Source organism: Halalkalibacter alkalisediminis (genome assembly GCF_028610705.1).
Taxonomy (GTDB): domain Bacteria; phylum Bacillota; class Bacilli; order Bacillales; family Bacillaceae_D; genus Halalkalibacter; species Halalkalibacter alkalisediminis.
In genome coordinates this window covers 1-24,608 of the sequence record NZ_JAQQWT010000038.1, presented here as the reverse complement: position 1 = coordinate 24,608, position 24,608 = coordinate 1, and the positions used below count along the sequence as shown (strand labels likewise).

Here is a 24,608-nt window from a genome sequence, read left to right as displayed (position 1 = left end):
CTGTCGTATTCAACATGATAAGTAGATTATAAGTTAATCCCCATCTCTATAATAGGTGGGGATTATTTGACGCTTACTTTCGAAGCATACTTTACACCGACTTGATATTTTTTCCCTTCACGTTCACGTTCAAATGTTTCATACTTTGTAGGTACTAATATTTTAATCCCCTTTTCACCTTTTTGAACGGAGTATCCTTTGTCTTTCCAAAAATTAAAACTCCCGACTGCTTCAGCTCCTCGAAATTGTTTTTGAATCAACGCAGAGTTTCGTGGAGAATAGTTATAAAACTTACTCATAAAAGTAAAAATACTCTTTCATCTGTTCAGGCGTTTTAAAAAACTTTTCAACTTGCTCATTTCGATCTTCGGTTAGTTTTTCAATCTCTTTTTTCTTTTCATCATTTGTTTTGCTTCTAAACTTTGCCATAGTACAAGCAAAAAGAAGTATTTTTGAGTACATCGTTAGTTTTTATAACTACAAGCGAATTCACTCAACTATTAATTATCATTCACCGCTCGAATTTGAAAAGCTATATTATGCACGTTATATAGCAAAAGAGCATCTTAGAAATACCACTAGATCAAGTTAAGGGTTTCGTCCCTTAACTTGATCTAGTGGTCAGCAAGCAAAGCGCGGTAGGAGAAAAAGAAAATCTCAATTCAATGTGTCCATTTTCTTGACATAGTATCACTAATGACCGTTTAATATACACTGTGGAAAGTTGATTTTTCAAAGGAAGAGGAAAACGTTAGTTCTTAGGATAATAAACAATTAAACTTCCTATTCATCACAAATGCATGGAGTTGAGACTAGTCTTTTCAACCTTACGTGTTTTGGAACACTTTCAAACCATGATTTCATTCTAAAACTATTCTTCACTTGAAACCACCTTAACCTTGATGATCCGTCTATCTTCTGCCTCTGTAACAATTAATTTAATACCGTCATAAATTAACTCTTCATTTACCGTGGGCACATAGTGAAACTCCTCTGTTAACCAACCACCAAGCGTATGGTTTCGGCTATCAGGTAATTCCACTTGCACCATTCTTGCAAAATCATCTAAAGGAAAATCGCCATTAAATTCAAATTCATTAGGACCAAGTCTTTGGGTCTCAATGATCTTTTCATCATGCTCATCCCAAATTTCACCAACTAGCTCTTCTAAAATGTCCTCTAATGTCACGATTCCAGACGTTCCACCAAATTCATCAATGACGACAGCCATATGTACTCGATCTTTCTGCAACATTGGTAAGAGAGTAGAAATTCCTAATGTCTCAACGACAAACAGTGGCTTACGAATTAGCTTCCTTACTTCCACTTCATTCTTTGTAACAATCTGAGTTAGAAAATCCCTCTCTGACAAAATCCCAATAATGTTATCAACCGATTTTTCATATACAGGCAATCTAGAAAACCTCTCTCTTACTAGTATCGCTGTTATTTCTTCAATGGACATATGAACATCAATCGCTATAAGATCCGTGCGAGGGGTTAAAATCTCCACTACTTTAATATCATTAAAGTCCAGCGTATTATGAAGAAGTTCTTTTTCATTTGGCTCAAGTACACCTTCTTCGTGACTGATCGTGAACATTTCCTTTAATTCTTCTTCGGTTACAGACGGACTTATTTCAGATTTAGATACAAATCGCGTCATAACTTGTTTCAATTTAACAAGTAACCACGTTAATGGTGTAAATAATTTCATTAGAAACAGTAATATAGCAGATACCTTAAGAGCCAAGGTTTCTGCATTCTCTTTGGCTAATGACTTCGGTAGAACTTCGCCAAATACCAAAACAAGAATGGTCATGACCACCGTACTAATCAGAAGTCCCGTATTCCCTCCAAATAACTCCGTTGCGACCTGCGCAGATATCGTAGCTGCTGCAATGTTCACTAAGTTATTTCCAATTAAAATTGTAGAAAGAGCGTGATCAAAATTTTGCGATATAAATAGGGCTTTTACGCCACCCGGTCTATTTTCATCCGCATAGCTTTTTAATCTTAATTTATTAACACTTGAGTAAGCAGTCTCTATCGAAGAGAAAAATGCTGATAATATAAGCAAGATGATAAGGACGAGCACTAAATTTAAAGGGATATCAGACAAGACGAATCTCTCCTATTTAAAAGTGATACTTTTAATCTGTCCCAATAGCCCTTAAACAATGATAAAATGCTCAATTTATAAAATAAACAAAGTATATTTGTATTTAGGTAAGCTTCACTAAACAATTGATAAACCAAGAAACCACAATTAGACCTATTTAAGTTGCGGCACCTTTTTCATATGGTCTACAACTAACACACTTTTTACTTCAACAAGTCTAAGGCAATCTATGTCTTATTACTAACTGTGTTTCCTCCCATCGTTAACAATTCCAATCGATCGTAAAAAAGCAAGGCTCATCTCTGCACTTTCAAGAGGTGGACGCTCAAAATGTTCTTGCTCAACAAAATAGTAATCTCCCCCGACATCTGATAGCATTGGAAAGACTGCTCGATAATTAATAAGTCCGTTCCCGACTTCAGTTGACAACCGGTCTGGCCCCATATCTTTTACATGAATTAGCGGCACCAGCCCCTTGTATTTATGCAATGTTGCAACCGGATCAAACCCTGCATAATAGGCCCAATACAAATCAAGTTCTAACTTCATTAAATCAGTCCCTACATCCCTTAGGAAGCGATCAAGAATTAGCTCGCCCCCTGGCAAACGTTCAAACTCATGCTCATGATTGTGGTACACCAATTGGAGACGATGTTTTTTTACTTGTTTGCCGATCTGTTTTACAGTGCGCACAACGCTTTCGTACTTTTTTGCCCGATAAAACACATCTCTTTCAATCATTGGAATGACGATATAGCGAATCCCTACTCGTTTGGCATACATGATCTCCCCATCAAGATCCTCTTCTAACCTCTCGAGTGATACGTGTGAAGCCGGAGCCCTCAATCCGAGCTTCTGTAAATACCCACTCATCGTAAGAGCTGGAACATCTCCATATCCAGCAAACTCGACTGTCTGATACCCCATCTCAGCCAGCTCTTTTAACGTCCCAAACGGATCATTTTGAAATTCCTTCCTCACTGAATACAACTGGATCCCAGGAGGAGCTACTTGAATTTCGATCATTTGGTCTCCCAGTTTAGAAAACTTCATTTCATCAGCCCTTATCCTTTTATTACTCTTAATAAAGTGTATAAATTTGGCGAAACAATAGAACTGAAGGATTTCCTTGAACGGTTAAGTATAAAAAAATGTGACGCTCGCATAGGAGGATAAAATTGGACAAACTACAAACGATAGGCTTACATACTTAAAAAAGAGTTGTAGAAATTTGAAGAAAATGATCGCAGGTTTATTTGTAGCAGCCATCTTATCGATAGGCGTCATGCCAGGAACAACCGGAGCTGAAGGCGTTAATACTGACGTGCAACTAACAGAAGAACAGAAAACAGAAATGGCTGCCCTGCAAAAAGACGTTTTTGCTAAGAAGAAAGAAATCATTAACAAATACGTAGAATACGGTGTCTTCACAGCAGAAAAAGGCGAAAAAATCATTTCACACATGGATAAGCACTTTGAAAAGTTAAAAAAAGATGGCTTCGTTCCAAAATGGGACAAAAAGCATAAGAAACATCATAAACATGGAGAAGAGTAAGATATGGGTTGAGCCAAACACAAAGGTGTTGGCTCAGATTGTCGAGAAACCGCACTTTTTCAAGTGGGATTCTCTTATGTCTATATTTTTCTCTCTGAAATCCAAGAAACTATTCATAAATGGAAGATTGCCAACCACCTTACCTTCTGGTGAGGTGGTTGGCAATCTTCTTTATGTTCGGTGCTACAGCTGTCATCAGCGCTTGTTCGTTAGCGCACTTCAAACTGCGTAGCCTGCAGTAGCGAAGCCCGTGGAGTTTTTTTGAATCCGCAAAGCTTCGCTCGTTATATCGTGCTATTGCATGTTGCATTGAATTTCTAGTCATTTGCTCTCCCAACTCATTAATAAACAAATAATCTAATTGCTAAAATCGTAACTTTAATATACTCATTCAAGATTCTAATGAGATGCTCACTTATATTTAAATAACCTTCTCTCATCGCAAAATAAAAAAAAGCTCTTGTTGCACTCATATATGTGTTAATAGTTGTATCAGCTAAATTTCGTTCCTTTAAGTGCAATATAAACATATTAATCATTTTTTTCTATCTCACTAATTTGTTTTATTCCTAATTCTTCTGAAAAACTATTAAAGTGTACTAAATTATGTTCATAAAAACGGATAGTCATTCAGATAAATTTTTCACCTTATTTTCTAATTGAAAAGCTTCGTATTATTCGTGTACTGATTTTTCCAATACATTTTTTTGTATTAACTTTTTTCTAACCATTCAAATCATCTCCCTTTAAGATTCTTTTTTAGTCTTAAAGGCACTTAATAACCGTAAATTGTTGTCTACACGATTAGCACTTCACTTTATCTCAATAAATCACAAAAAAGCCAATGCTCTGAATTGCTCAAAGCATTGGTATAATAGAATTTTTGGGAATTAAAGTACCGGTGACCGTGCTCTATGTCATACACACAAAAATTAAAAGTAGTATCGTATTGCTGTCAATACTCTCTCTAAATCATGATCCTGTAACTTTCCGATTTTAAATAGTAACTCTTTAAAATGCACGGTGTTTAGTTTAGAACATCTAACAATGGAAGGTTTTGCTAACCCAGCAGTCATCATTAACCACCTTATCAAATAGTAAATTTATTACGCTAAATCACAATAAACTAATAAAGCATTTTTATTACGACAAGCGCTATATCCAATGATTTCAGATTATAAAGATCAACAAACACAAAACGAAATAAGCAAATAGAAATGGAAAATGACATTTTACAGCAAAGCCAAGTGCTCTTTTGTTAACAGAGCCTTGGCTTTTTTAGTTAACGCTCTTTTTCTACAAGATAATCCGCAGTACGCATTGCTGTTGCAATGGTACTGAGTGTTGGATTGGCCCCTCCCATAAATGGAAGGACACTGTTATCGGCGACAAAAAGGCCTGATAGATTGTGAACTTGACCGAATTGGTTTGTGACAGAGGTAGCGGGATCCACTCCCATACGGCAAGTGCCTGCTGCATGATAATCTAGTCCTGGTGCCATGAGACAGGGAGGAGTTTGCGCCTTTAGACCCATACTGTCAATGGCTCTTAGGGTATCATTTACCATTTGCCGAATAACAGCAAAGTCTTCTTCACTGTAGGAGAAAGAAACAGTAAGCTTTGGAACACCATATGAATCTAAGTCAGTCGGCAAAAGAGCAAGATAGTTGTCGCGATTAGGCTGAACAATACCAAAGCTAAAGAGGCCAATTTCTAGTTCTTGCATAAATGGCTTCGTCTCATAAGCATAAAATTCGTAGGGGAATGCTCCTTGTACAGCAAGTTGATAAGGTCTTTGCTCCGTGCTAGGAAGCTGAATGTTCACGAGTCCTAATTCTTCTCCAAACTGTTCGCGCTCGGCAAGGGCTCTTGCTGAAACAAAGGAATGATTATATAAGTATCGGCCGATGGCTTCGCCTGGAATGTTGGAATGCAGCAGGAGGCGAGGGGACTCAAATGTACCCGCCGAAACGACAATGTTTTTTCCACGAATGGTGTAGGTTTTCATCTCCGGTGTCATGACTTGAACTCCTGTTGCTCTCCCATTTTCATGTAAAATTTGGACGACATTCGCATTAATAGCTACATCAAATGGCTTCCAATTTAAAGCCCAAGCCATAAATTCGAGCGAGCTAAAAAAGACATTTGAATGAATGTGTCCAAAATAGCTAGGGTTCAAATCAACCGTCCGGGGGAGGGTTTTGGCATCAAAATAACCGAATTCTTGCAGCCTTTGAAGAAGTGTTTTATGAAGGTCGGAACCATCTGTGTAATGGCTGTTGACCTTCATGACCTGTTCAGCAATTTCATAGTATTTGACTAGGTCCTCATAGTCAATTGGCCATTCTGTAAATTCACTAGGATGAAAACGAGGACTTACCCCGCCCCATACAAGGGTTTGACCTCCCAAACCAAAAAGTTGTTTTGCTCCAGGAAATTCAGGCCACTCTGTGTCTCTTCGAATAAAAAAGGCCGGATTTCTTAAAAATTTTCTCGCTGCTTTTGCTGTCGGCATATTAGCGACATGGGTAGGGATTAGCAACTGACCTTTTTCTAAAACAGCAATTCGTTTCCCTTCGTTTTGCCATTTCTCACATAGTCTCCAGAGAACCGCGCCACCACCCGCACCACTGCCGACAATAATCACATCGTAATCGTTTTTTTCCATATCGTCTAAGGAGGTCAAAGGGAACCAGCTATCTAAAAAATCGATCTCTGGATCAGGAGGACAGTCTTCATAGGTTGGAACAATTGTCTCATCATCGTTCGTAATCTGTCGGTTATTGATGACCGTTACTTGTTTTGGAGGAGAGGGAATTTTCACTTTCTGCCCGGAAATATCAGCATCTGGATCAGTCAAGTGTGGATTATAAGATCTAAGCGTACCCAAATCAATGTGATGAAGCTCGGCTAATTTCCGTATAGTGGTGCGCTTATGAGCGATAACGATCTTCAATGCAACCACCTCACTTTTTTGTCATATTAGTAAGTATATGGCTTAGGCTTCATTAGGTTGAATGAAATTTTCCCTAAATGCTGATTTCCAACATGATTAATCAGAAAAGGTGTTCATATACTGGCTATAAAAGGGAGGAAACTATGTTTAAAATAACGATTGGATCCACCACACTCGAGTTCAAGTCCATTCATGTTTTAATTTGGAATGAATTTATCCATGAACAAACGACCCCGGCCGTAGCGGAAATTTACCCTGAAGGGATTCACACCGCAATTGCTGAAGGATTACGGCCTTACAATTTTCATATCAGGACTGCGACATTAGAGCAGCCGCAACATGGATTGACAAACGAGATACTGAGTCAAACCGATGTATTAATCTGGTGGGGGCACACCGCTCATGACCAAGTGTCGGATGAGGTTGTTGAAAGAGTATATCAAAGAGTTCTGAATGGAATGGGATTAATTGTCCTGCACTCCGGACATTTTTCAAAAATTTTCAAAAAATTGATGGGAACTAGCTGCGATCTGAAATGGCGAGAAGCGAATGAAAAACAGAGATTATGGGTAGTCGATCCGGCTCATCCAATAGCCTCCGGAGTCGGTCAGTATATTGAACTGGAAGAAGAAGAAATGTACGGAGAATTTTTTGACGTTCCGGCTCCTGATCAGCTTGTATTTATTAGCTGGTTCGAAGGAGGAGAAGTCTTTCGAAGCGGCTGCGCCTATCATCGCAGACAAGGGAAAATCTTTTATTTCCAGCCTGGACATGAGATTCATCCTACTTATTACAACAAAGAAATCATTAGAGTCATAGCCAATGCCGTAAACTGGGCTGCATCCCCTTTTGGAGCAACCCCGACTTTTGGGTATACAGAGCCGCATGAAGGTATCGGTGAAATGTAAGATTGTGTCTTAATTTATTAAAAGCAACAATTAACCTAGGTATAGGTATAAAGAATGGGATTATACCTATACCGACTAAACATTTCTAATAGCAATAGCAATAGCAACACGATGATTAGGTCCGCTTCTTTTTAAAAAACGCTAGCAAAGTAATGAAAAGAAAAGGGAGAACGACAACGCTATTAATAAATAACGGCCAGGTAATAAAGACAGCCTCTGCAAATTCTGTTTCATGGTCAAACATAATAAGGGAAAGCAGCAAAATGAGAAAGGAAATCGGGAAAATGATAATCCTTTTATTTTCTAAATTCAGCACATCAGACAGAAGCTCTTTAAGAATAAACAGCATGATGCTTGCTTTCATATAGGAACCTACAATTAAAGCAAGTCCGATAACAGACTCTATTCGTTCAATCGCATCTCTTATATTAATTAAGCGAGCAATGTTAAAAACAGAAAATTTCACTGTTCCAGCAATAGGACCGTAAGCCATGATTGAAGCAATTATAGGGATAAGAATTAAAGTTCCATGTACACACAACGTGATTATCATTATCTTTTTTAAAGGGTGTTTATCTTTTTTGCTTATAAAAGGCAGGAGCAAGGAAAAAAGAATAAGCTCTGCATACGGGAAACTAAAAGCTCTGTATATGCCATGTAAAAAAGGCATGATTCCATCCGGCATAATTGGAAATAGGTGCTCCACATGATAAAAAGGAATTGCTAAAAGGAGAATTCCGATAGAGAAAGATACCATGGCAAATATAAGCCAAACAAACATTCTCGCCATCGGCTCAATTCCACTTCTTGCCGTCATAGCAGCAAGAAGCAAAATAAGCGTGTGGAAGACGTAGGTAGGTGTTTCTCTCATAAGTGCATTTGTGAAAAATCCTCCAATATCAATGATAATGAAAGCGAGAATTAAAATGAGTAACAGGATAATTGGAATTGTAATACATAAGGTGAACCACTTGCCAATCGCTTTTTTACTATAGCCGAGAAAGGACTCACCGGTTGACTGATAAATAAAAAGCGCACATAAGAGCAGGATTATTCCAAGGCCAATGGCGAATATAAGTGATAACCATGCAGCATTTTGGGCGACTTCCACCATAGGTGCTGGAATATTAATAATTGCTGAACCTGTCAAAAAAGCGAGAAATATACATGCGAGCTGCCAGGAGCTTATCGTTTCAATTTGTTTCATTTAAGTCCTTCCCGCATCGTCAAAATAAAAGAGGCATTATTTTCGAACACTTCCACAATCCGTTTTGCAGGTTCAGCATAAATAAATTCGATCAGTGAATAAAAATTGGGCCATCCTAGATCAAATACATAAATGAGACTAAGGTAGAATACAGGAACCATTGTGAGTCCATAAATGAGACGTACCCGTTTTGTTTCAAATAATTCAGGCCCATCGTACAGCAAAATAGCTGTGTATAAAATTATAAGCAAGATGATTTTTTCACCCATGATTATCCCTCCGCTAAATTTTCACCAGTTAACATCCCTGTACTTTCAATGTTGACGGTAACATCAATTTCAAATTGGGTTTCAGAGAAGACTTGGCTCCAATCCTTTTCTAGCGACTTCCATAGAGCAGGATCTTTTCTATACAGAATATTTCCAATACCAATTAGATCCATTTTCTTATTTTGTATTTCGTCAATGAATGTTGTTAACTGCCTTTTAATCGAATTTTCAATATGAGCTTGCAGCCTTTTTCTTTCTTCTTCGCTAGTCATCTTCGAGCAGTGAAACTCACCTATATGCCCTTCTACCGATGTTGCAACTTGAATGGTATACGGAGTACTTGAAAAATTAGGAGTAAGCTTCGTCTCAATTTCTGTCACTTCTAACGAATCCTTTTTAGTAGATTTCGGTTCATTCATACAAGGAAATTGAATGGTCCCGTGATTGTATTCATTTGTTAATATAAGTAAATTGTGAACGTTTGCCGTTGAAATCCGATCGAGCATTTTTCCATCGGAAACTATAGCCATTCCAGTCGTAACAACACTTTCTTTATTTAGTTCGATATATGGCACGGTAGCTGTTTTTACTGGGTAATTTAGTTGTAAAGCTAATTCGAGTATTGTTGTTTCCTTTGTTTTGGAAGAAAAAGCTGTCCCGCTTTCCTGAATCGTCCGTATTTGTTGGGCTGTTGTTCTTTCGATAAATGGCTTAATTCCCCAATATTCACTTGCCTTGCCTTGAGTCACTAATACATAAGTCTTAAAACGAAGCTCATGATCTCGATAGAAGAAATCTAGGATGTCAGTAAGTGGATTGTTCCTAGCAAAGTCTTCTCCAACGAGGATGACTCTCATATGGCTCCATTGTGCTTTACGCCCAACATGAAGAGGAATATCACGAATCGCTTCAAAAAGACTCTCATCTTGTGTTGTGATTTGAAAAGTAGTACTAGTATCGGCAGAACCGCCCTGTCCGCCAATTGTTTGTGATGGTGAATACATATGGGTTGTAAGTTCAATGATCCCTTCCTTTGTTTGATCGATGCTTACGCCCATTACAAAAACTTGATCAGTCAATTCTAAGCTGTTCCAGCAGCCAGATAAAGTTATAAAAATACATACAGAAACAATGAATTTTGAATAAAGCAGTATTTTTTTAGTAAACATAATGGGCTACCTTCTTTTTAGTCTTTTATAATGTTTGTACAAGCTAGGTTTACCCGGAGTATGATCGTTTGAATAGGATACCCATTTTTGCGGACGCCGTACAAAAACATCTAGGAGTTGCTTCGGCTGTAAAGGTGTTAATGGACTGAAATATGGTTGTCCAAGTGAGCGCAAATTTGCTAAATGCAACAAAACGATTAATAGAAAAACCATGATTCCAAACCCACCTAAAGTAGCAGAGAAAATCATCATCGGAATCTGCAAAATCCGAAGTGGAATCGCGATGTTATATTGCGGAATCGAAAATGAAGCAATTCCAGTCAAAGCTACGATAATGACCATTAAAGGAGAGGTAATATTGGCTGATATTGCTGCCTCGCCAATGATTAACGCGCCAACAATGCTAATGGCAGATCCAATTGGCTGCGGCAACCTGATACCTGCTTCACGAAGCACTTCAAACAGAAATACCATAATGACAGCTTCCAAAAAGGCTGGTAATGGCAGACCTTCACGTGTATCAATGATCGCCATTAAAAGATTTGTTGGAATAAGCTCCGTATGAAAGGTCGTTAGGGCAATATATAAGCTAGGTAATAAAAGAGCTAAAAAAAATGTGATAACTCTTAAGAAACGAATGAGACTCGAAAATAATGTACGCTGATAATAGTCCTCACTTGATTGAAAAAATTCAGTGAAAAGCCCCGGACAAATTAAAATCGACCCTGTCCCTTGAACGAGTACGACGATTTTCCCTTGCAGTAAAGCGGCTACTGCAACATCTGGACGTTCGGTATAGCGGTATTGAGGAAAGGGAGACGCTTTTGAATCTTCAATCAATTCCTCAATATAAGCGGTTTCTAGTATTTCAAATTGTTTGGCATATTCTATTCTTCTTTTAAACTCAGCTAATGTTTCAGAATCAACCTTTCCCTCAAGATAGCCATACGCAATTTCCGTTTTCGTTTCCCCTCCAGTTTTGAGTTTTTCAATTTTAAAACGTGGATTTTGCAGTCGAACCCGCAACAATCCGATATTAATATCTAATTGTTCAATTGTACTCTCACGAGGTCCTTTTACGACCGATTCTGTTGCTGGCTCTGTTACTTGTCGTTTATTAATGCTTAAATCATTAAAGGCTATCGCTTTATTCCAAAAGTCAAAAAAGATAACGACATGCCCGCTCAAAATTTTCGCGACTGCATCATCAAATTGGTCAATAAGAAGGGCATTTTGATCAGATACACCGTTTTGATTAAAAAAATGTATTACATCTTCAGGTGTAGGTTCCGTGGCCTGGCCAATCTCGTGTGAAACTAAATCCTGCATCGATTGCTTCATGTAATTTTTCTGTTTATCTTGTACAAGTGTACCAAGATAAACAGAAAACGCACGATATTTTAGTTCGGGTCCATAGTGCCATGGATAGAGTAACAAATCATCACAGTTAGCCAGAGTTTCTTCTATGTTTGATTTGTTTTCTGATAAACTATCTGAAATTTCAATGAACTTATCCATATATTCCCCTTTAAACCATTAATGCTTTTAGTATTATTAGGGAAAGATGTTTTTATTCGTATTCAATCCAAGACGACGGATCTAAGCGTATTTTCAAAAAATTGACAAAAATCAACGGAAATAATACACTTCTATTGTTAACTTATAATAAAAATTAATTAACAATAAGCGGAGGATTAAATGATAAACGGGTTATCTATCTTAATAATTCTCGCAAAAAGGGGGAGAATCTTTGCAACAAAATGAGTTCTATAGCATTAGAATGAGAGCTCCCCAAAATGGAGCTCATGAAAATGGCAGCATACATATTTCAGGAGGCAACATATTGTACGGTTCAACAAACTGTAAATGCGTTAGTGGAAAAGGCGCTTAGTCATTCAAGGGGAAAACCAGATACAGAAAGAATCATAGAGCAGGTCGCCGAAAAAGCGGAGGTTCTAAACGAGCTTCTTAAAGATTTACATTCCCTTTCTCATGGAGGCGATATCCGGCAGGTCTCTTAAACTATACATATAGTATTTTAATGTTTGATTTGGTTCAATTCACTCATTAGGATATTTTCCTTCTTTAAAGGTAGCCTTTACAAAAATGGCTTGATAGTTAGGTTCATCACCAATCAAATATATACCAGATTGAGTATCATATGTTTGCGAAAATATAGAAATTTCCCATGAACTATATTCTTTTCCAATAACAAAATCATCAAGTACCGTAACATCATCAATATATTGTGAAAACTTGTCTACAAACTCTGGATAGAGGTCCTCATAGGTTTTAAGATTTAATTCTTTAAAGCAAACCTTATAGCGTCGTCATCAATATTCAATGGAAACCTCCATACTAATTTTATATAAAATAAAGTCCTCTTTAACAGCCTACTTCCTCACAGTTACTCCCATTACTAACTTCTCTCGTAACACTCCAAGATTTTCTCAAATGTCTAAACAATGCTCATTCTATGTATCTAGCTGATGAAACACTCGATTTTTCGCAAAGTTCCTTTTAATGAATTTCACAACATTTTCAATCTTACCTTTAGATTCTGGATCTGCTGCGCTTTACATAAATAAATGGAAAACCCTCTTTGCTGTTTATAAGCTTGAAACTCTTCCGTATATATAATGTCTTCTCCATTTTCACTTACAGTCATAAGCTTATCTTGGTCATATACAATTTCGTCTGTCCTGCCTTCGTAATACTCAAATGCATTCTCATGACAACGTAAAACATCACGAGTAGTAAATGACCGATCTTGCCACACCGCATACTTATAACATGAATGGGAAAGTACAAAGGCAATAACATAGATTTTTATCCACTTCCCTGTCCTAATTTTCATTTCCTCAAAGTCCACTTGTATTTGTTTTCCCTTTGGTAATTCTACTATAGCTTCATAACTTCGAAATGTAACTGTTTTTGGTATATATGGTACTTTTCTCGCAATCCTTTAACGTTGTATTTGATAATTGAAATTTGAGCCACTCCGATTACAAAATGGTGAGCCACTTTCAATTTTTGTAATTGGAAATTTTGGGATGTCTTGACATGGAGCCTCCAGAGGCATGATTTAGCTCGAAAGGCGACACATCAAGGTGTTTCGAGAGGAAACAAGCCTATCATGCCTCTCACTCCATATCAAGACGTTGTTCTCACTGGAAATGGAGTGGCTCACGTTTTCATGAGCGAAGTGGTTCAATATTATGTGCGCGAAAACACTACTGACAAATTGTTTTTGCTGTTCACCTTTAGTTGAATTTCACACCTTAGATAACGGTCATAAGAATAGCAACTTACTAGGACTTATTAATTTAGCAGGGGTTTTAGTTGAAGAAGCCAAATAAAAAAAGCGATTCTAAAACGTTGGAAAGGAATCGCTGTTTTTATGCTTTATTTGTTGTAAATCCGTATTTTCCTAACGCAATTCCTCGATGAAATATCTCTGTCACCGATTAAAATCCCAAAACATCTCTTTTAGCTTCCCTTATCCTTGACAAGACCTTAATATAATCTATATTTTCTTCTCTGTTAGCTCATCAAAACATTTGATTATCGTTTAAAACCTATAATATTAGTCCCATAATTGGATACTCAATATCTTGGTTTGCGTGAAAATACTCCGTTTCAAAGTAAACACCACCCCCTGACTGAATTAATCTACTAGTTAACGCACAACTTAAACACCCTACTTCTACTGTTTTTCCATTAGACAAATTTATTCATTACACCTGCTCACTACTTTAATTACATATTTCCACAAAGTCTTGCAAAATGAAAATCTTTTGCTGCACAGTAATAGTCTACAACGTATTAAAAGTTACTACACAATCAGGTTCATTTGCTATCAGATAAAATAGATATAATATGTAACATTAAAATATGTTTTACTCTTCTAGTTAAGTATGAACCCTTACATAACAACATTAGTAAAGACTAAGGGAATATCCTTTGCAAAAAATGTTAAATGATTTCAAATTCTACATTTTGTGCAAAAGAAGTTTAGTAAGATAATGTGCCTGTGCAATAGTATTACTCTTCTATGAAAAAAAAGAGCTTATGCCCTTTACTCTATCTAACTTTAATTGGGATATATTTCATTCTCCTTAATTTCTTTGAGAGACCCCTAGTGACTAATATCAATAAACCAAATGAAATTAATCTTTTATTACTCATTATATATTCACTCCAATCTGTCTTTTTGAATTTAATACGTTTTCTGCTGTTTTTCTACCGGATCTCATGACTCCATATGCACCATGAGCATCCTGTGACCAGTGTCCAGTAAAGTACACCCCATCTATGGAAACCTTCGAACCAATGGTGGCCATTCCTTGCTGATTAACTGTTTTCTTCCAACCGTAAACTGCTCCTTCAGGATTGAAAGTGAACTTTTTAATCGTACTCGGTGTTGAAAATTCATGATAGACTAACTTATTACGGAGCTCTGGTATCTTTTGTTCAAGAACGTTTAAATAGAATTCTAAAATGTAATCTTTACCTTTATCATTGCGAATAGACTCAACTGTTTCAGCATTACATAAAGACATAAATGTCACTATACTGTAGCCTTCCGGTGCTAGATTTAAATCTGATAAGGATGGGCAACTTATGGAAATAACCGGAATTCCATCCATCTTTTGCGGATTAAATAACATGTTTTCTTCGGAATATATATTTTCTTCAGAAAAAAGCACGGTTTCATGTGACAATGGTTCTGGCAAATCCTCATTTTTAATTACAGTGAATAATATCACGGCTGAATTTGATGGTTTTAATTTTTTTAACTGCCTTTTCGTTAATTCTTTCTGTTTAACCGTCTCATTGTTAACCATGTTCATTGTCACCGTATAGTTTGCACTTGAAATTACTGACTGCGTTTTATAATAGTTACCTTTATGGTCTATTACACCTTTCACTTGATTGCCTTTGACATCAATGCTTTTTATAGTACGCTTTGTTTGGACATCTCCACCATTCTTCAAAATATAGTCACGCAAGCAAATACTTAATTGCTGCGAGCTTCCTTTAGGATAAAATCCGCCCCCATGATAACTTGCCATAATATTCATCATTTTAAATGTAGAAAGTTCATCGATTGATGATCCAGCAAATAATATTAGACTGCTCAAGATTTTTTCACAGTGAGGATGATTAAATCTATTAGATAAGTAGTCTTTGTAGCTTACCCTTTCTAACTCATTTATCTTCTTTAAGTCTTCAAACTGAAAGTTCCCCTTTAAACTCCCCATATACAATATTTCATCTAAAACTGTTGTAATAGCCTCCGAATCCGTTGGAAACCACTTACACATTAATGTCCCTAATTCCTGTAAGTTAGCTGGTATGGGGTAGTAATCTTTATCTATACATAGATTAATAAGAGGATCAACGGCAAGAAATTCAATTTGATCTCTTATTCCTAACTGATTATATAAATTATGAACTTCTCCACCATCTTCCGCCCCTCCAATTACATGAATAGCTGTATCAAATACATAATTTTTCCTCTTAAACGTATGGGCACACCCTCCTAAGTAATAATGTTGTTCTAATACTAATACTTTCAAATGCTTTTGAGTTAGCAATGCGGCAGCTGTTAACCCTGAAAGCCCACCACCTATAATAATGACATCATAACTCTGGCCATCCTTTTTAATCATATGAACTCCCTTCCCTGTAAAAAATGCATATCGAAGAAATTGTATATAAATCATTCTGAGAAATGTCTATACTATATGTCTTATCATTTAAAAATTCTTTATAGAAACCTACTATTTCATAACTGTCATGGTATTTTAAAATGGTTATCTTCCTTGTATCCTTTAATTTTGCTATACCGTTTGAAGCTTTTATAAAAGCTTCTTTAATACTAAAAAGTACTGAGAATTGTTTAATTTGACTTGAAGCCATTTTTATTAAATGAAGCTCATATTCAGAGAACCACTTCCTTATGAAAGGCTGAAAAGTTCCCTTTTTCAACATTTTTTCTACGCTACTATGCTGCACTATATCTATCCCTGTACCGTAAATCATCATATCTCCACTTGCTTGTTCGTCAACATATTCGCTTTGCTTTTCCTATCTAATAGCAAGTTTATTAATCCCCCTACTAAAGGAAACAAAGAAGATATAATAAAAAGAACCATTAAAGAATGATTAGCTATTGGACTCAAAATCATTGAACCTAAGCCTACACCTAAGTAAGACATCAAACCGAATATACTGTATGCATCACTTTTAGCTTTACTCTCTTTTACGATAGCAATGCGATTATAAAATAAATTCATAATCCCTCCATAGGAGACACCAAATACAATTGCCGTAAGGATTAGCATTGCATAGTTTGTTGTAAACACGATTGAAAGTGAACTCATAAAAATAAATAAGATGCTTATATTCAGAAGCTTATTCTCAGCTATCTTCTCTTTAATTTTCAACATACTTAGTTGTGCGAGTATAAAAAAGCTCCAAAAAAAGAAGTAAAACACATCCACTCTCAAACCGATCATTTCGAAAAATATAGGAGAGAAGGCTATAACCGCACCGTAACTAATCGATGTTAATAAAAAGATAATGTAACTAGGAATGTATTCTTTACTAAAAGCCTCTCCATTTATCTTTGTCTTTTTAAAAATTTTTTTATCTCCTATTCTTCTTATGAAGATCGCTAAACCTAGTGTTGTAATAGATAAAATGGTCATAATTAGATACAAGAAACCTCGATTATCAAAGAAATAATAAAGTGAAACACCTAGTATCGGAGCTATTGCAGATGCAACTCCTAAAAGTGAATTATGCCATCCGACAGCAGCATTAGGCTTTTGACTCATACCCGTTATAATTGTAATTAGTATTGGAGCAACTATTCCTACCCCCATACCAAACATGATGGCCCCCAAATAAAACATGGTTATTGCTGTGGCATTGACTAAGAGTAACAAAAATCCCAAACAATATGCTGTTAACCCGATTTTTAATAACAAGTAAGCGTCAATCTCATGGGTCAGCAATACAATTCTCGTTCCCAAAAGGGCAACCATAAAAGTTGATAAGACATAACCAGAAGTAGCTACAGAACTGGTTATGTCAAATACTAACAATGGTAAAATAGCCGTTAATAAGCTAAAAAGAAAGTTAAACATAAAGACAATATATAACAATCGTTTCATGACACCATCATCTCCACTTAATGCTCTTTATTTAAATGCTTTTGTTAATACTTTGCCCATTGCTTTTTCTAAGAAGAAATTCTTAACTGATAAGTAAGCATTTAATTCAACCAGTTGACAACCAAGACTTTTCTTTGTCTCATATGTTGTTGGTCCACAATACATAGATTGAAAATTTTCTTCGATAGCCAACCGTATGGCTTCGTAATAAAGGTTGAAATAAGCGAAGCACTGGGTGGAGTGTTCGTAATCCATGCCTACATGTTTAAATAGCAAACTATTTCCTTCTTTAACGACCATGGCAAAAGCTATTATTTTTGATTGGAATTTAACTAAAATCCACTTATAGCTTTCCCCCATTCCATCCCATTGTCCAAAACTTGATTTGGAGTAGATGATGGGATATGGAGAAGCATCACCTCGTTCCGCCGTATTATTATATAATTCATAAATCCTCTCTGACTCTTGATGATTAATACTGTTCACGACTTCAATTGATGCCCCGTATTGATGCATGGTTTTTATTTTATTCTTAATATCCCACCGCTTTTTTTTCTTAACGGACAATAAATATTCATCAAATGTAGTAAAATCCGTACTTAATAAGGTATTGGGGTAATAGGGGATTTTAATAAATTCAGCTTCGGTTATTCCAGCATTTAGCTGTGCATCACCAACGTTCCCAATAAATATAGAATCGAATTTTAAGACATGATAGATATAATTTTTACATTCTCTTATAAATTCGCTTAACTTATCCTGTTTAGAGCTATGAATCCCTTCAAAATTTGATAAAGGATTTTTAATAAACACCACATTGAACTTTAAAGGGTTAATCAAATATTTATCTAACCAATCAAACATCGCTTTAGGCTTGTTACTTAGATAATTAGCTACATTTAATTTTCTAGCTATAAACCCGGTGCTGAAAAAGTCTACATCATCTTCTTCACCGCCAATGAAGTATAGCGGTTCATATCCCAACAAGTTGTTCTCTAGAAAAAGAAACCACTCTTTTGAATACTCACTTGTTCTAAGGAATTTATTCTCTAACTTAAGACGCAGTTCTTCATCTATTTGTTCATAACTTTTGTAGACGGAGATTTTCATCATATGGAAAGTCCTCCGTCTACAACAAAATTTTGTCCCGTAATGTAATCTGCTTCAGAAGAAGTGAGAAAATGGACCACTCCAGTAATATCACCAATTTGACCTACCCTTTTTAATGGAGCTCCCTCCAGCATGTCTTGATAATTCACTCCTTCAGTCATAGAAGTTTCTATGAAACCCGGACTTACTACATTAACCTTTATATTAAATGGTCCAAGCTCTTTCGCCATTGTTCTTGTCAACGTAATAATTCCAGCTTTGGATGCGGAATAATTGGCCTGACCAGGTATACCTATCATTCCAGAAATGGATGCAATGTTAATAATTGAGCCTGATTTCTGTTTCATCATCTGTTTACTTACAAATTTAGAGTAATTAAAATTACCTGTAAGATTCGTTTCAATCACATCCCTCCAATTGGATTCATTCATAAATCCAATGGTTTTATCTTTTGTGATTCCAGCATTATTAATTAAACAGTCAATTTTCCCATGTTGGTTTGTTACCTCTTTTACAATTGCCTTTGCAGTTTGATAATCAGTTACATCAGCATGATGGGCATAAACATTAGAAAATTCACGCTCCAAACATTCTGCTTTTTCATGACTATTATGATACGTAAAATGCGCACTCCATCCTCTTGCTGCAAAATCACGGACTATTCCTTCCCCAATACCTTTTGATCCACCTGTAATGAGCACCACTTTATTCAAGTTAAACTAAACTCCTTTCTTTCTCGTTTGAACGCTTTTGGTTCCTTAACAACCACACTCTCAATTTCAAACACACCTTGGTTCCCCATATTATTCGTTTCAATAATAAGTGAATTCTGACCAGAATAAAGTGCAATCATGACCTTATAAAAACTAGACAGCGAGAGAGCATCTCCTAAGTAAGTGGACGTTCTTGTTAATTCTCCTTGATAAATATTAGTTAATTCCATCTCGACTTTCTCATCATTTTCATTTTCAGAACCCCATAAAATATGATCAATGAAAGGGTTATCCCGAAGGCTTGTAGAAACTACATTATGCAATCTTTCCATTGAAACATATGGAGTCATCCAAGATACTATGTTCTTAATCGCTCCATAACTCCCTAATACTGTTTCAGATTTCTCTAAAATGAATGTAATTGAAGATTCAGTCATTTTGTCATTCTGCTGTTTCGAGTTAGTTTTGTTATGAATAATAGCTTTATCTATATCATCTACTGTGATAATGATGGCACGATCAATAACATTACTTTCTAGATAACTCTGCGCCTGAATGATTGCATCAACCCCAGACATACTCCCATTATTCACAGTGCTATTAATACCTTCAATGCCAAAAACGATAGATACCCAGCCAGATACATTATTTAGAACTGTATTTGGAAATTTGATAGGACTTACAGAATTAGCATTTTTCTCATAAGCGGGCTCTAGAAAATCTTGAATGTTATTAACATAACTCAAAGAGGTCCCAACAAATACGCCTATCCGTTCTTTAGGTAGCTGCTCGCAGCCCGCAAGCTCTAAATCTCTTAGGGCTAATTCAGTAGATGCTATTGCCATTTTTGTAGATTTAGGCAAAGTTCTTAGCCCTTTTCTTTTTATATAATTCTGTAAGTTGAAATCCTCCACCACATTTGTATCATTACTATTTACTTTATAGTTCTGAATAATATCATCTACTATATCTCCCCAAGGTGTGATACAACCAATGCCTTTAATCACTATTTGCTCTGTCAATCCCCTCACTCCTCCTTATACTTGATATTGCTTAAATAAAACACTTGCATTCGTTCCACCGAATGCATAAGAATTATTTATGACCGTATTTATCTCGAACTCACGAGCCTCGTTCGGTATGCAATCAATTGGGCACTCATCATCGGGCGTTTCAAAGTTTATGGTAGGTGGAGCAACATTATCTCTAATTGCTAGACAACTTACTGCACTTTCTATTGAACTAGCAGCTCCCATAGTATGCCCTAGCATTGATTTAATTGAACTTGTCGGTGTTCCTGCACCAAAGATACGATTAATAGCATTCGATTCTACACGGTCATTAGCATTCGTTCCTGTTCCATGAGCACTAATATAATCAACATTCTCAGGCTTTTCACCTGCAGAGTTAAGGGCATTTAGAGTGGCCCGGATAATGCCACTGGATTCTGGATGGGGCGAAGTAATATGATGTGCATCGCAACTCACCCCATATCCTCCAATTTCAGCATATATAAATGCCCCCCTGTTTAATGCATGCTCTAATTCCTCCAGCATAAGACAAGCCGAACCCTCAGCTACTTGCATTCCTTTTCTGTTTTTATCAAAAGGGCGGCACTTATCAGGAGATATCGCCTTAAGACGATTGAAACCATAATAAGCGACCGTTGAAAATGGGTCCGTTCCTGCAGAAAAAGCAATCTTAGAACGCCCTCTTTTAATTTGGTCATATGCTTGAATTAATGCATAATTCCCAGCAGCACAAGCATTTGTAATTAAAGAAGTGTACCCTTGTAAATCAAACTCTCTAGCTGCATAAACTAACATATTTTTCAAATCATTCTGTTCTAAATGCATATCCATACTTTGTCGGCCATGATGTAGATCATCATTTGTTTTTTCTACCGTAACCTCACCCATTGTAGTTCCTACATAGAAGTCCCCTTTACGATATTCATCAGCCCTCAATCCTGAATTCTCTAGTGCTTGTCGTACACTAGATATTAATAATTGAGAGCCTCTTCCTATTTCCCTATGGTTATTTATAAACACCGAATTACTTGGGTCAAAATCGTGAATTTGACCACCATATTGTGGCTCAAGAAGCTCTAACCCTTCTTTTTTGATTTTTGATATACCAGATTCTCCATTTAAACATGCCTCCCAAAATTGCTCCACCCCTACTCCTATGGAAGATGTAACACCAATTCCTGTTACTACTACTCTTTTCAACTGATAAACCTCCTTTCAATCTCAAAATGTCGCGATAGTAAATGTTAAGGAGCCTGAGGCAACTAAAACATTTTCAACGAATACAGACGCATTAACAATAGCAGAATTTCCAACTCTCTTTTGAAAAGCTACCTCAATCTTTAATTGATCCCCTGGAAGAACAATATGCTTAAATTTTATATTTGTATGATAAATAACGGGCGTACCACCATCACGTAATTCAGTTCCCTGCTGTAGTAAAACAATGCTAGCCTGAGCTATAGCTTCAGTTAACAACACACCAGGAAATACCTTTTTATTAGGAAAGTGTCCTAAAAAGCAAGGCTCATTTCCACTAACATTTTTAATAGCTATAATCTTGTTTTCATCAACATATGTTACCTTATCAACCATAATCATAGGATAGCGTTGAGGTAAAATACCCAACAATTGATCCATTCTGATTTCATGCTTGTTATTTAAACTAACACTCATTGCGTGACCACTCTTAACTTTGTAACTACATTAATAATTTCTGACAAGGAACCAAAGTTAGGTAACTCTTCTTCTGGTATTTCCACATTAAATGTTTTCTCAACTGTTGCCATAATTTCTAAGGCCATCATAGAATCTGCTTCAAGCTCATCCACTAAATCCGTCTCCATTTGTACTTCTTCAACCTCCACTTCAAGAACCTCAGCAATAATCTCTGTTAATGAATTTACCTCATTTTTTGTTAACATATTATCGTACTCCTTCTAAAATATTTTGATTAATAGCATTCATATCTAACAACATTGGACATTCATTTGAAATACCTTCATACATCTGATACTCACCAATTTGTTTAAACCCAATAGACTCATATAGCTTTTGAACAGATTCACAACTTTGAACATATACATAGTCAATTTTATGATGTTGCAGAACCTCATACAGTTTACTTAATAACTTGGAAACAATAAGACCTTTCACACCGAATTTCTTTGTTCTAGCATTTTCAACGACAATAAATCGCATAGCTTCTGCATAATTCTTGGTCATATCACTTTCCAAATGGTGAACCTTTTCAATCATTAATGGTTCATGTTTCTCTTTATTAATTAATGAAATGGTTCCAACCAACTCTTGATCGAGATAGCAGCCAATGTGAATACCCTTCTCATCAAAGTCATCCTTTAATTCTTTGTCTGGATAAAAAGAAATCGGGGCAGTTCCTTGCTCAACAACAAAAACATCATATCTTAGCCTGTAAAACTCTGATAACTTTTCCTTATCATTAATAACGACAGCTTCAATCACTTTTGGGCCTCCTTTACTTTTTTGTTTTATTTCTGTACTTAGTATAGACGGGTTAAATGAACCGTGTATTTGTAATGACAGACCCTATGCAACGTTTATTGGAGCTTATTGGTCGTTAGCTAAGTATGTATCCTTAAAAATATAACAATAGTTATATTCAAAAAAAATAAGCCCTAAAAATTTAGAGGACTTGAAAAAATACTTTTATTTAGTAATAGGGCTAAGCTGATTAATTTTCTCCTTTACGATATCTATATACTTTTCTTGCTCTGCTCCCTCAAATAATGCCAAAGCTTTTTTATAGAATTGCAGAGGCATTTTTTTATCTTGTTTATTAAGGTTTATTAAGCATTCTGCCTTTTGATAATTAAGGTGTCCTAATAAGAAGAAGGTTTTTTCTTGTTTACACACTAATATTCCTTTATTACAGAATAATAAGGCTTGATCATAGTCATTTACTTTTATCGCTGATCTTGAGGCATTATAGTAAATATTTATGAGGGTGAGCCTATCTTTTTGAAAAGGAATCTTTTTAATATGTTCTAAAATATTTATATAAAGGTTTAATGATTCTTCCCAGTTTTCTAATTCACCCAGTAAAATAGCTTTACTTGTCATGATATTTAGATCCTCTAAAGAATAATTTTTCTCAGTGGTTTCCGAAAGCAGCAGGGCTTCATTAATCATTTCTATAGCTTCAGACTTTTTCCCATATAGGTAATTTATACATAATGCCTCTCTCCACAGTAAAAACTTTTTTAAATGTCTCTTAGTGCTAAACATAGGGTTGTTCTTTTCTAATTTAACCATTTCATACGCTTCTTCATAATCCTTATTTGCTATTAACTCACTAAACTGCTCACAAACTTCATTCACATAGCTGATATTTAATACCTCGTTGTCGTTAAAAAAATATTCAATCGAGACACCTAATCGTTGGCTTATTAAATACAGAATTTGTGCAGATATGTATGTCTCATCATTCTTTTCAATTTTACTGATACTTGCTTGCGTACAAATGCCCTCTGCCAATTCTTCTTGGGTCATTCCGTAGTACTTACGTAAGTCACGAATTTTCCTTCCCACTTCCAGCTCCATTCAATATCACCTCTAATATAACCAAAATTATATTTATCTATAAAAGAACCGAACATTTCAAAAAATTTAGCACTTAAGGTCGAGATATGCCCTTTTTGCGCTGAATATCCATGTGTACATAGTCACTATTGTCCAAGTATTATCAAGTTACACAAAAACACATTAGGAGGAAATAAAATGAAAAAATATTTAGCTGTAGTCATTACACTTGTAGGTTTAACATTCGGTGCGAATATGATGGAAGAAACTAAAACCCATGCTCAACTCTTCATAGATCCATTAGACTTAGGAGAAAACCATAGAAAACACTAACCTTTTAAAGACACTGACAGGTAAAAATATCCATTTATTTACTCACATTTTATCATATCACTATTTTAAAATGAAGCTTAATTCCAGGTGGATTTTCATCTATTTATAGACAACCATTCACTTTTTATTTAAAAACGTAAAGAAATAAGCAACCCACTTGGAGTTGCTTATTTCTTTACGTTTTATAATTGTATTCTAGGCTGCATTCATACATTAAACATCTTTAGTTGTTACCAATCCAAGATTATAAATTCAATTAAAAAAGCAGCAGCTATTTTAATGTTTCGGACATTCTTAATATAATTGTCCTTGTATACTCTCTGTAGATGGTACCGGTGGTCGGGGTCGAACCGACACTCCAGAAGGAACACGATTTTGAGTCGTGCGCGTCTGCCAATTCCGCCACACCGGCAAGTAATGGCGCGCCCTGAGAGATTCGAACTCCCGACCTTTTGATTCGTAGTCAAACACTCTATCCAGCTGAGCTAAGGGC

General features: G+C 36.0%; 27 protein-coding genes, 1 tRNA gene and 1 pseudogene. 5 read left to right on the top strand and 24 right to left on the bottom strand.

Annotated elements, in window-relative coordinates; translation table 11 throughout:
• Window positions 1–62: 62 nt before the first annotated feature.
• Window positions 63–299: an ArdC-like ssDNA-binding domain-containing protein gene (locus PQ474_RS22740; protein ID WP_273847874.1), complete on the bottom strand. Its 237-nt coding sequence runs from the start codon at window positions 297–299 to the stop codon at window positions 63–65.
• A gap of 134 nt (window positions 300–433) precedes the next feature.
• Between PQ474_RS22740 and PQ474_RS22735 the strand changes: the two are divergent.
• Window positions 434–592: pseudogene (locus tag PQ474_RS22735) on the top strand (IS3 family transposase); the annotation flags it as partial.
• 279 nt (window positions 593–871) lie between these two features.
• On the opposite strand, the gene PQ474_RS22730 reads toward PQ474_RS22735, so the two are convergent.
• Both PQ474_RS22730 and PQ474_RS22725 read right to left on the bottom strand, forming a co-directional pair.
• On the bottom strand, window positions 872–2,122 hold the full coding sequence (locus tag PQ474_RS22730) for a hemolysin family protein (RefSeq protein WP_273847873.1): 1,251 nt from the start codon (window positions 2,120–2,122) through the stop codon (window positions 872–874).
• Window positions 2,123–2,362: 240 nt separating this feature from the next.
• The gene (locus tag PQ474_RS22725; protein WP_273847872.1) at window positions 2,363–3,148 is read right to left on the bottom strand and encodes a sugar phosphate isomerase/epimerase family protein; all 786 of its coding nucleotides are present in this window, start codon (window positions 3,146–3,148) and stop codon (window positions 2,363–2,365) included.
• A gap of 214 nt (window positions 3,149–3,362) precedes the next feature.
• Here PQ474_RS22725 and PQ474_RS22720 point away from each other — a divergent pair, with 214 nt between their 5' ends.
• Window positions 3,363–3,677 carry a YckD family protein gene (locus tag PQ474_RS22720; protein ID WP_273847876.1) on the top strand — a complete coding sequence of 105 codons (315 nt, stop codon included), beginning with the start codon at window positions 3,363–3,365 and terminating at the stop codon, window positions 3,675–3,677.
• Window positions 3,678–3,816: 139 nt separating this feature from the next.
• Here PQ474_RS22720 and PQ474_RS22715 read toward each other — a convergent pair whose 3' ends face one another.
• From PQ474_RS22715 to PQ474_RS22705, 3 genes are all read right to left on the bottom strand, one after another.
• A complete protein-coding gene (locus PQ474_RS22715) occupies window positions 3,817–4,014 on the bottom strand; it encodes a transposase (RefSeq protein WP_475690645.1) in 198 nt (65 codons plus the stop codon).
• Window positions 4,015–4,018: 4 nt separating this feature from the next.
• The gene (locus PQ474_RS26710) at window positions 4,019–4,216 is read right to left on the bottom strand and encodes a site-specific integrase (protein WP_390187245.1); all 198 of its coding nucleotides are present in this window, start codon (window positions 4,214–4,216) and stop codon (window positions 4,019–4,021) included.
• Window positions 4,217–4,959: 743 nt separating this feature from the next.
• Window positions 4,960–6,633, bottom strand: a complete 1,674-nt coding sequence (locus PQ474_RS22705; protein ID WP_273847870.1) for a GMC oxidoreductase — start codon at window positions 6,631–6,633, stop codon at window positions 4,960–4,962.
• Between the two features lie 143 nt (window positions 6,634–6,776).
• Between PQ474_RS22705 and PQ474_RS22700 the strand changes: the two genes are divergently transcribed.
• Window positions 6,777–7,541 (top strand): ThuA domain-containing protein, encoded by a 765-nt coding sequence (locus tag PQ474_RS22700; RefSeq protein ID WP_273847869.1) that lies wholly within the window; start codon window positions 6,777–6,779, stop codon window positions 7,539–7,541.
• A 115-nt stretch (window positions 7,542–7,656) separates the two neighbouring features.
• On the opposite strand, the gene PQ474_RS22695 is transcribed toward PQ474_RS22700, so the two are convergent.
• The 4 genes from PQ474_RS22695 to PQ474_RS22680 are packed head-to-tail and all read right to left on the bottom strand — an operon-like array spanning window position 7,657 to window position 11,704.
• Window positions 7,657–8,748, bottom strand: a complete 1,092-nt coding sequence (locus tag PQ474_RS22695) for a GerAB/ArcD/ProY family transporter (protein WP_273847868.1) — start codon at window positions 8,746–8,748, stop codon at window positions 7,657–7,659.
• Entirely contained in the window at window positions 8,745–9,017 is a 273-nt protein-coding gene (locus PQ474_RS22690) for a hypothetical protein (protein WP_273847867.1), read from the bottom strand. Before PQ474_RS22690 ends, PQ474_RS22695 begins: the two co-directional genes overlap by 4 nt.
• A 2-nt stretch (window positions 9,018–9,019) precedes the next feature.
• Entirely contained in the window at window positions 9,020–10,186 is a 1,167-nt protein-coding gene (locus tag PQ474_RS22685) for a Ger(x)C family spore germination protein (RefSeq protein ID WP_273847866.1), read from the bottom strand.
• Window positions 10,187–10,192: 6 nt separating this feature from the next.
• Window positions 10,193–11,704, bottom strand: a complete 1,512-nt coding sequence (locus PQ474_RS22680) for a spore germination protein (RefSeq protein ID WP_273847865.1) — start codon at window positions 11,702–11,704, stop codon at window positions 10,193–10,195.
• A 293-nt stretch (window positions 11,705–11,997) separates the two neighbouring features.
• Here PQ474_RS22680 and PQ474_RS26705 point away from each other — a divergent pair, with 293 nt between their 5' ends.
• Window positions 11,998–12,207 carry a hypothetical protein gene (locus PQ474_RS26705; RefSeq protein ID WP_390187241.1) on the top strand — a complete coding sequence of 70 codons (210 nt, stop codon included), beginning with the start codon at window positions 11,998–12,000 and terminating at the stop codon, window positions 12,205–12,207.
• A gap of 509 nt (window positions 12,208–12,716) precedes the next feature.
• Here the strand turns inward: PQ474_RS26705 and PQ474_RS22670 are convergent.
• From PQ474_RS22670 to PQ474_RS22610, 13 genes are all read right to left on the bottom strand, one after another.
• The gene (locus PQ474_RS22670; protein WP_273847864.1) at window positions 12,717–13,043 is read right to left on the bottom strand and encodes a DDE-type integrase/transposase/recombinase; all 327 of its coding nucleotides are present in this window, start codon (window positions 13,041–13,043) and stop codon (window positions 12,717–12,719) included.
• A 721-nt stretch (window positions 13,044–13,764) separates the two neighbouring features.
• Window positions 13,765–13,914, bottom strand: a complete 150-nt coding sequence (locus PQ474_RS22665; RefSeq protein WP_273847863.1) for a hypothetical protein — start codon at window positions 13,912–13,914, stop codon at window positions 13,765–13,767.
• A 459-nt stretch (window positions 13,915–14,373) separates the two neighbouring features.
• Window positions 14,374–15,861 (bottom strand): phytoene desaturase family protein, encoded by a 1,488-nt coding sequence (locus PQ474_RS22660; protein WP_273847862.1) that lies wholly within the window; start codon window positions 15,859–15,861, stop codon window positions 14,374–14,376.
• The gene (locus tag PQ474_RS22655; protein ID WP_273847861.1) at window positions 15,854–16,234 is read right to left on the bottom strand and encodes a 4'-phosphopantetheinyl transferase family protein; all 381 of its coding nucleotides are present in this window, start codon (window positions 16,232–16,234) and stop codon (window positions 15,854–15,856) included. The genes PQ474_RS22660 and PQ474_RS22655 overlap by 8 nt, the downstream gene beginning before the upstream one ends.
• Window positions 16,234–17,370: an MFS transporter gene (locus PQ474_RS22650; RefSeq protein WP_273847860.1), complete on the bottom strand. Its 1,137-nt coding sequence runs from the start codon at window positions 17,368–17,370 to the stop codon at window positions 16,234–16,236. The genes PQ474_RS22655 and PQ474_RS22650 overlap by 1 nt, the downstream gene beginning before the upstream one ends.
• A gap of 27 nt (window positions 17,371–17,397) precedes the next feature.
• Window positions 17,398–18,483 carry a peptidogalycan biosysnthesis protein gene (locus tag PQ474_RS22645; protein ID WP_273847859.1) on the bottom strand — a complete coding sequence of 362 codons (1,086 nt, stop codon included), beginning with the start codon at window positions 18,481–18,483 and terminating at the stop codon, window positions 17,398–17,400.
• Entirely contained in the window at window positions 18,480–19,184 is a 705-nt protein-coding gene (locus tag PQ474_RS22640) for a 3-oxoacyl-ACP reductase family protein (protein WP_273847875.1), read from the bottom strand. The genes PQ474_RS22645 and PQ474_RS22640 overlap by 4 nt, the downstream gene beginning before the upstream one ends.
• Before the next feature lie 5 nt (window positions 19,185–19,189).
• Window positions 19,190–20,215, bottom strand: coding sequence for a beta-ketoacyl synthase N-terminal-like domain-containing protein (locus PQ474_RS22635; RefSeq protein WP_273847858.1), 1,026 nt, complete (start codon window positions 20,213–20,215; stop codon window positions 19,190–19,192).
• A gap of 15 nt (window positions 20,216–20,230) precedes the next feature.
• The gene (locus PQ474_RS22630; protein WP_273847857.1) at window positions 20,231–21,424 is read right to left on the bottom strand and encodes a beta-ketoacyl-[acyl-carrier-protein] synthase family protein; all 1,194 of its coding nucleotides are present in this window, start codon (window positions 21,422–21,424) and stop codon (window positions 20,231–20,233) included.
• A gap of 21 nt (window positions 21,425–21,445) precedes the next feature.
• Complete coding sequence (fabZ, locus tag PQ474_RS22625; RefSeq protein WP_273847856.1) at window positions 21,446–21,898, bottom strand: 3-hydroxyacyl-ACP dehydratase FabZ; 453 nt, start codon at window positions 21,896–21,898, stop codon at window positions 21,446–21,448.
• A complete protein-coding gene (locus PQ474_RS22620) occupies window positions 21,895–22,146 on the bottom strand; it encodes an acyl carrier protein (protein ID WP_273847855.1) in 252 nt (83 codons plus the stop codon). Before PQ474_RS22620 ends, fabZ begins: the two co-directional genes overlap by 4 nt.
• Window position 22,147: 1 nt before the next feature.
• On the bottom strand, window positions 22,148–22,705 hold the full coding sequence (locus PQ474_RS22615) for a GNAT family N-acetyltransferase (protein WP_273847854.1): 558 nt from the start codon (window positions 22,703–22,705) through the stop codon (window positions 22,148–22,150).
• 204 nt (window positions 22,706–22,909) lie between these two features.
• Window positions 22,910–23,803 carry a helix-turn-helix domain-containing protein gene (locus PQ474_RS22610; protein ID WP_273847853.1) on the bottom strand — a complete coding sequence of 298 codons (894 nt, stop codon included), beginning with the start codon at window positions 23,801–23,803 and terminating at the stop codon, window positions 22,910–22,912.
• 177 nt (window positions 23,804–23,980) lie between these two features.
• On the opposite strand from PQ474_RS22610, the gene PQ474_RS22605 reads away from it, so the two are divergent.
• On the top strand, window positions 23,981–24,115 hold the full coding sequence (locus PQ474_RS22605; protein ID WP_273847852.1) for a hypothetical protein: 135 nt from the start codon (window positions 23,981–23,983) through the stop codon (window positions 24,113–24,115).
• Window positions 24,116–24,442: 327 nt separating this feature from the next.
• On the opposite strand, the gene PQ474_RS22600 is transcribed toward PQ474_RS22605, so the two are convergent.
• Window positions 24,443–24,527, bottom strand: a tRNA-Leu gene (locus PQ474_RS22600).
• Window positions 24,528–24,608 lie beyond the last annotated feature (81 nt).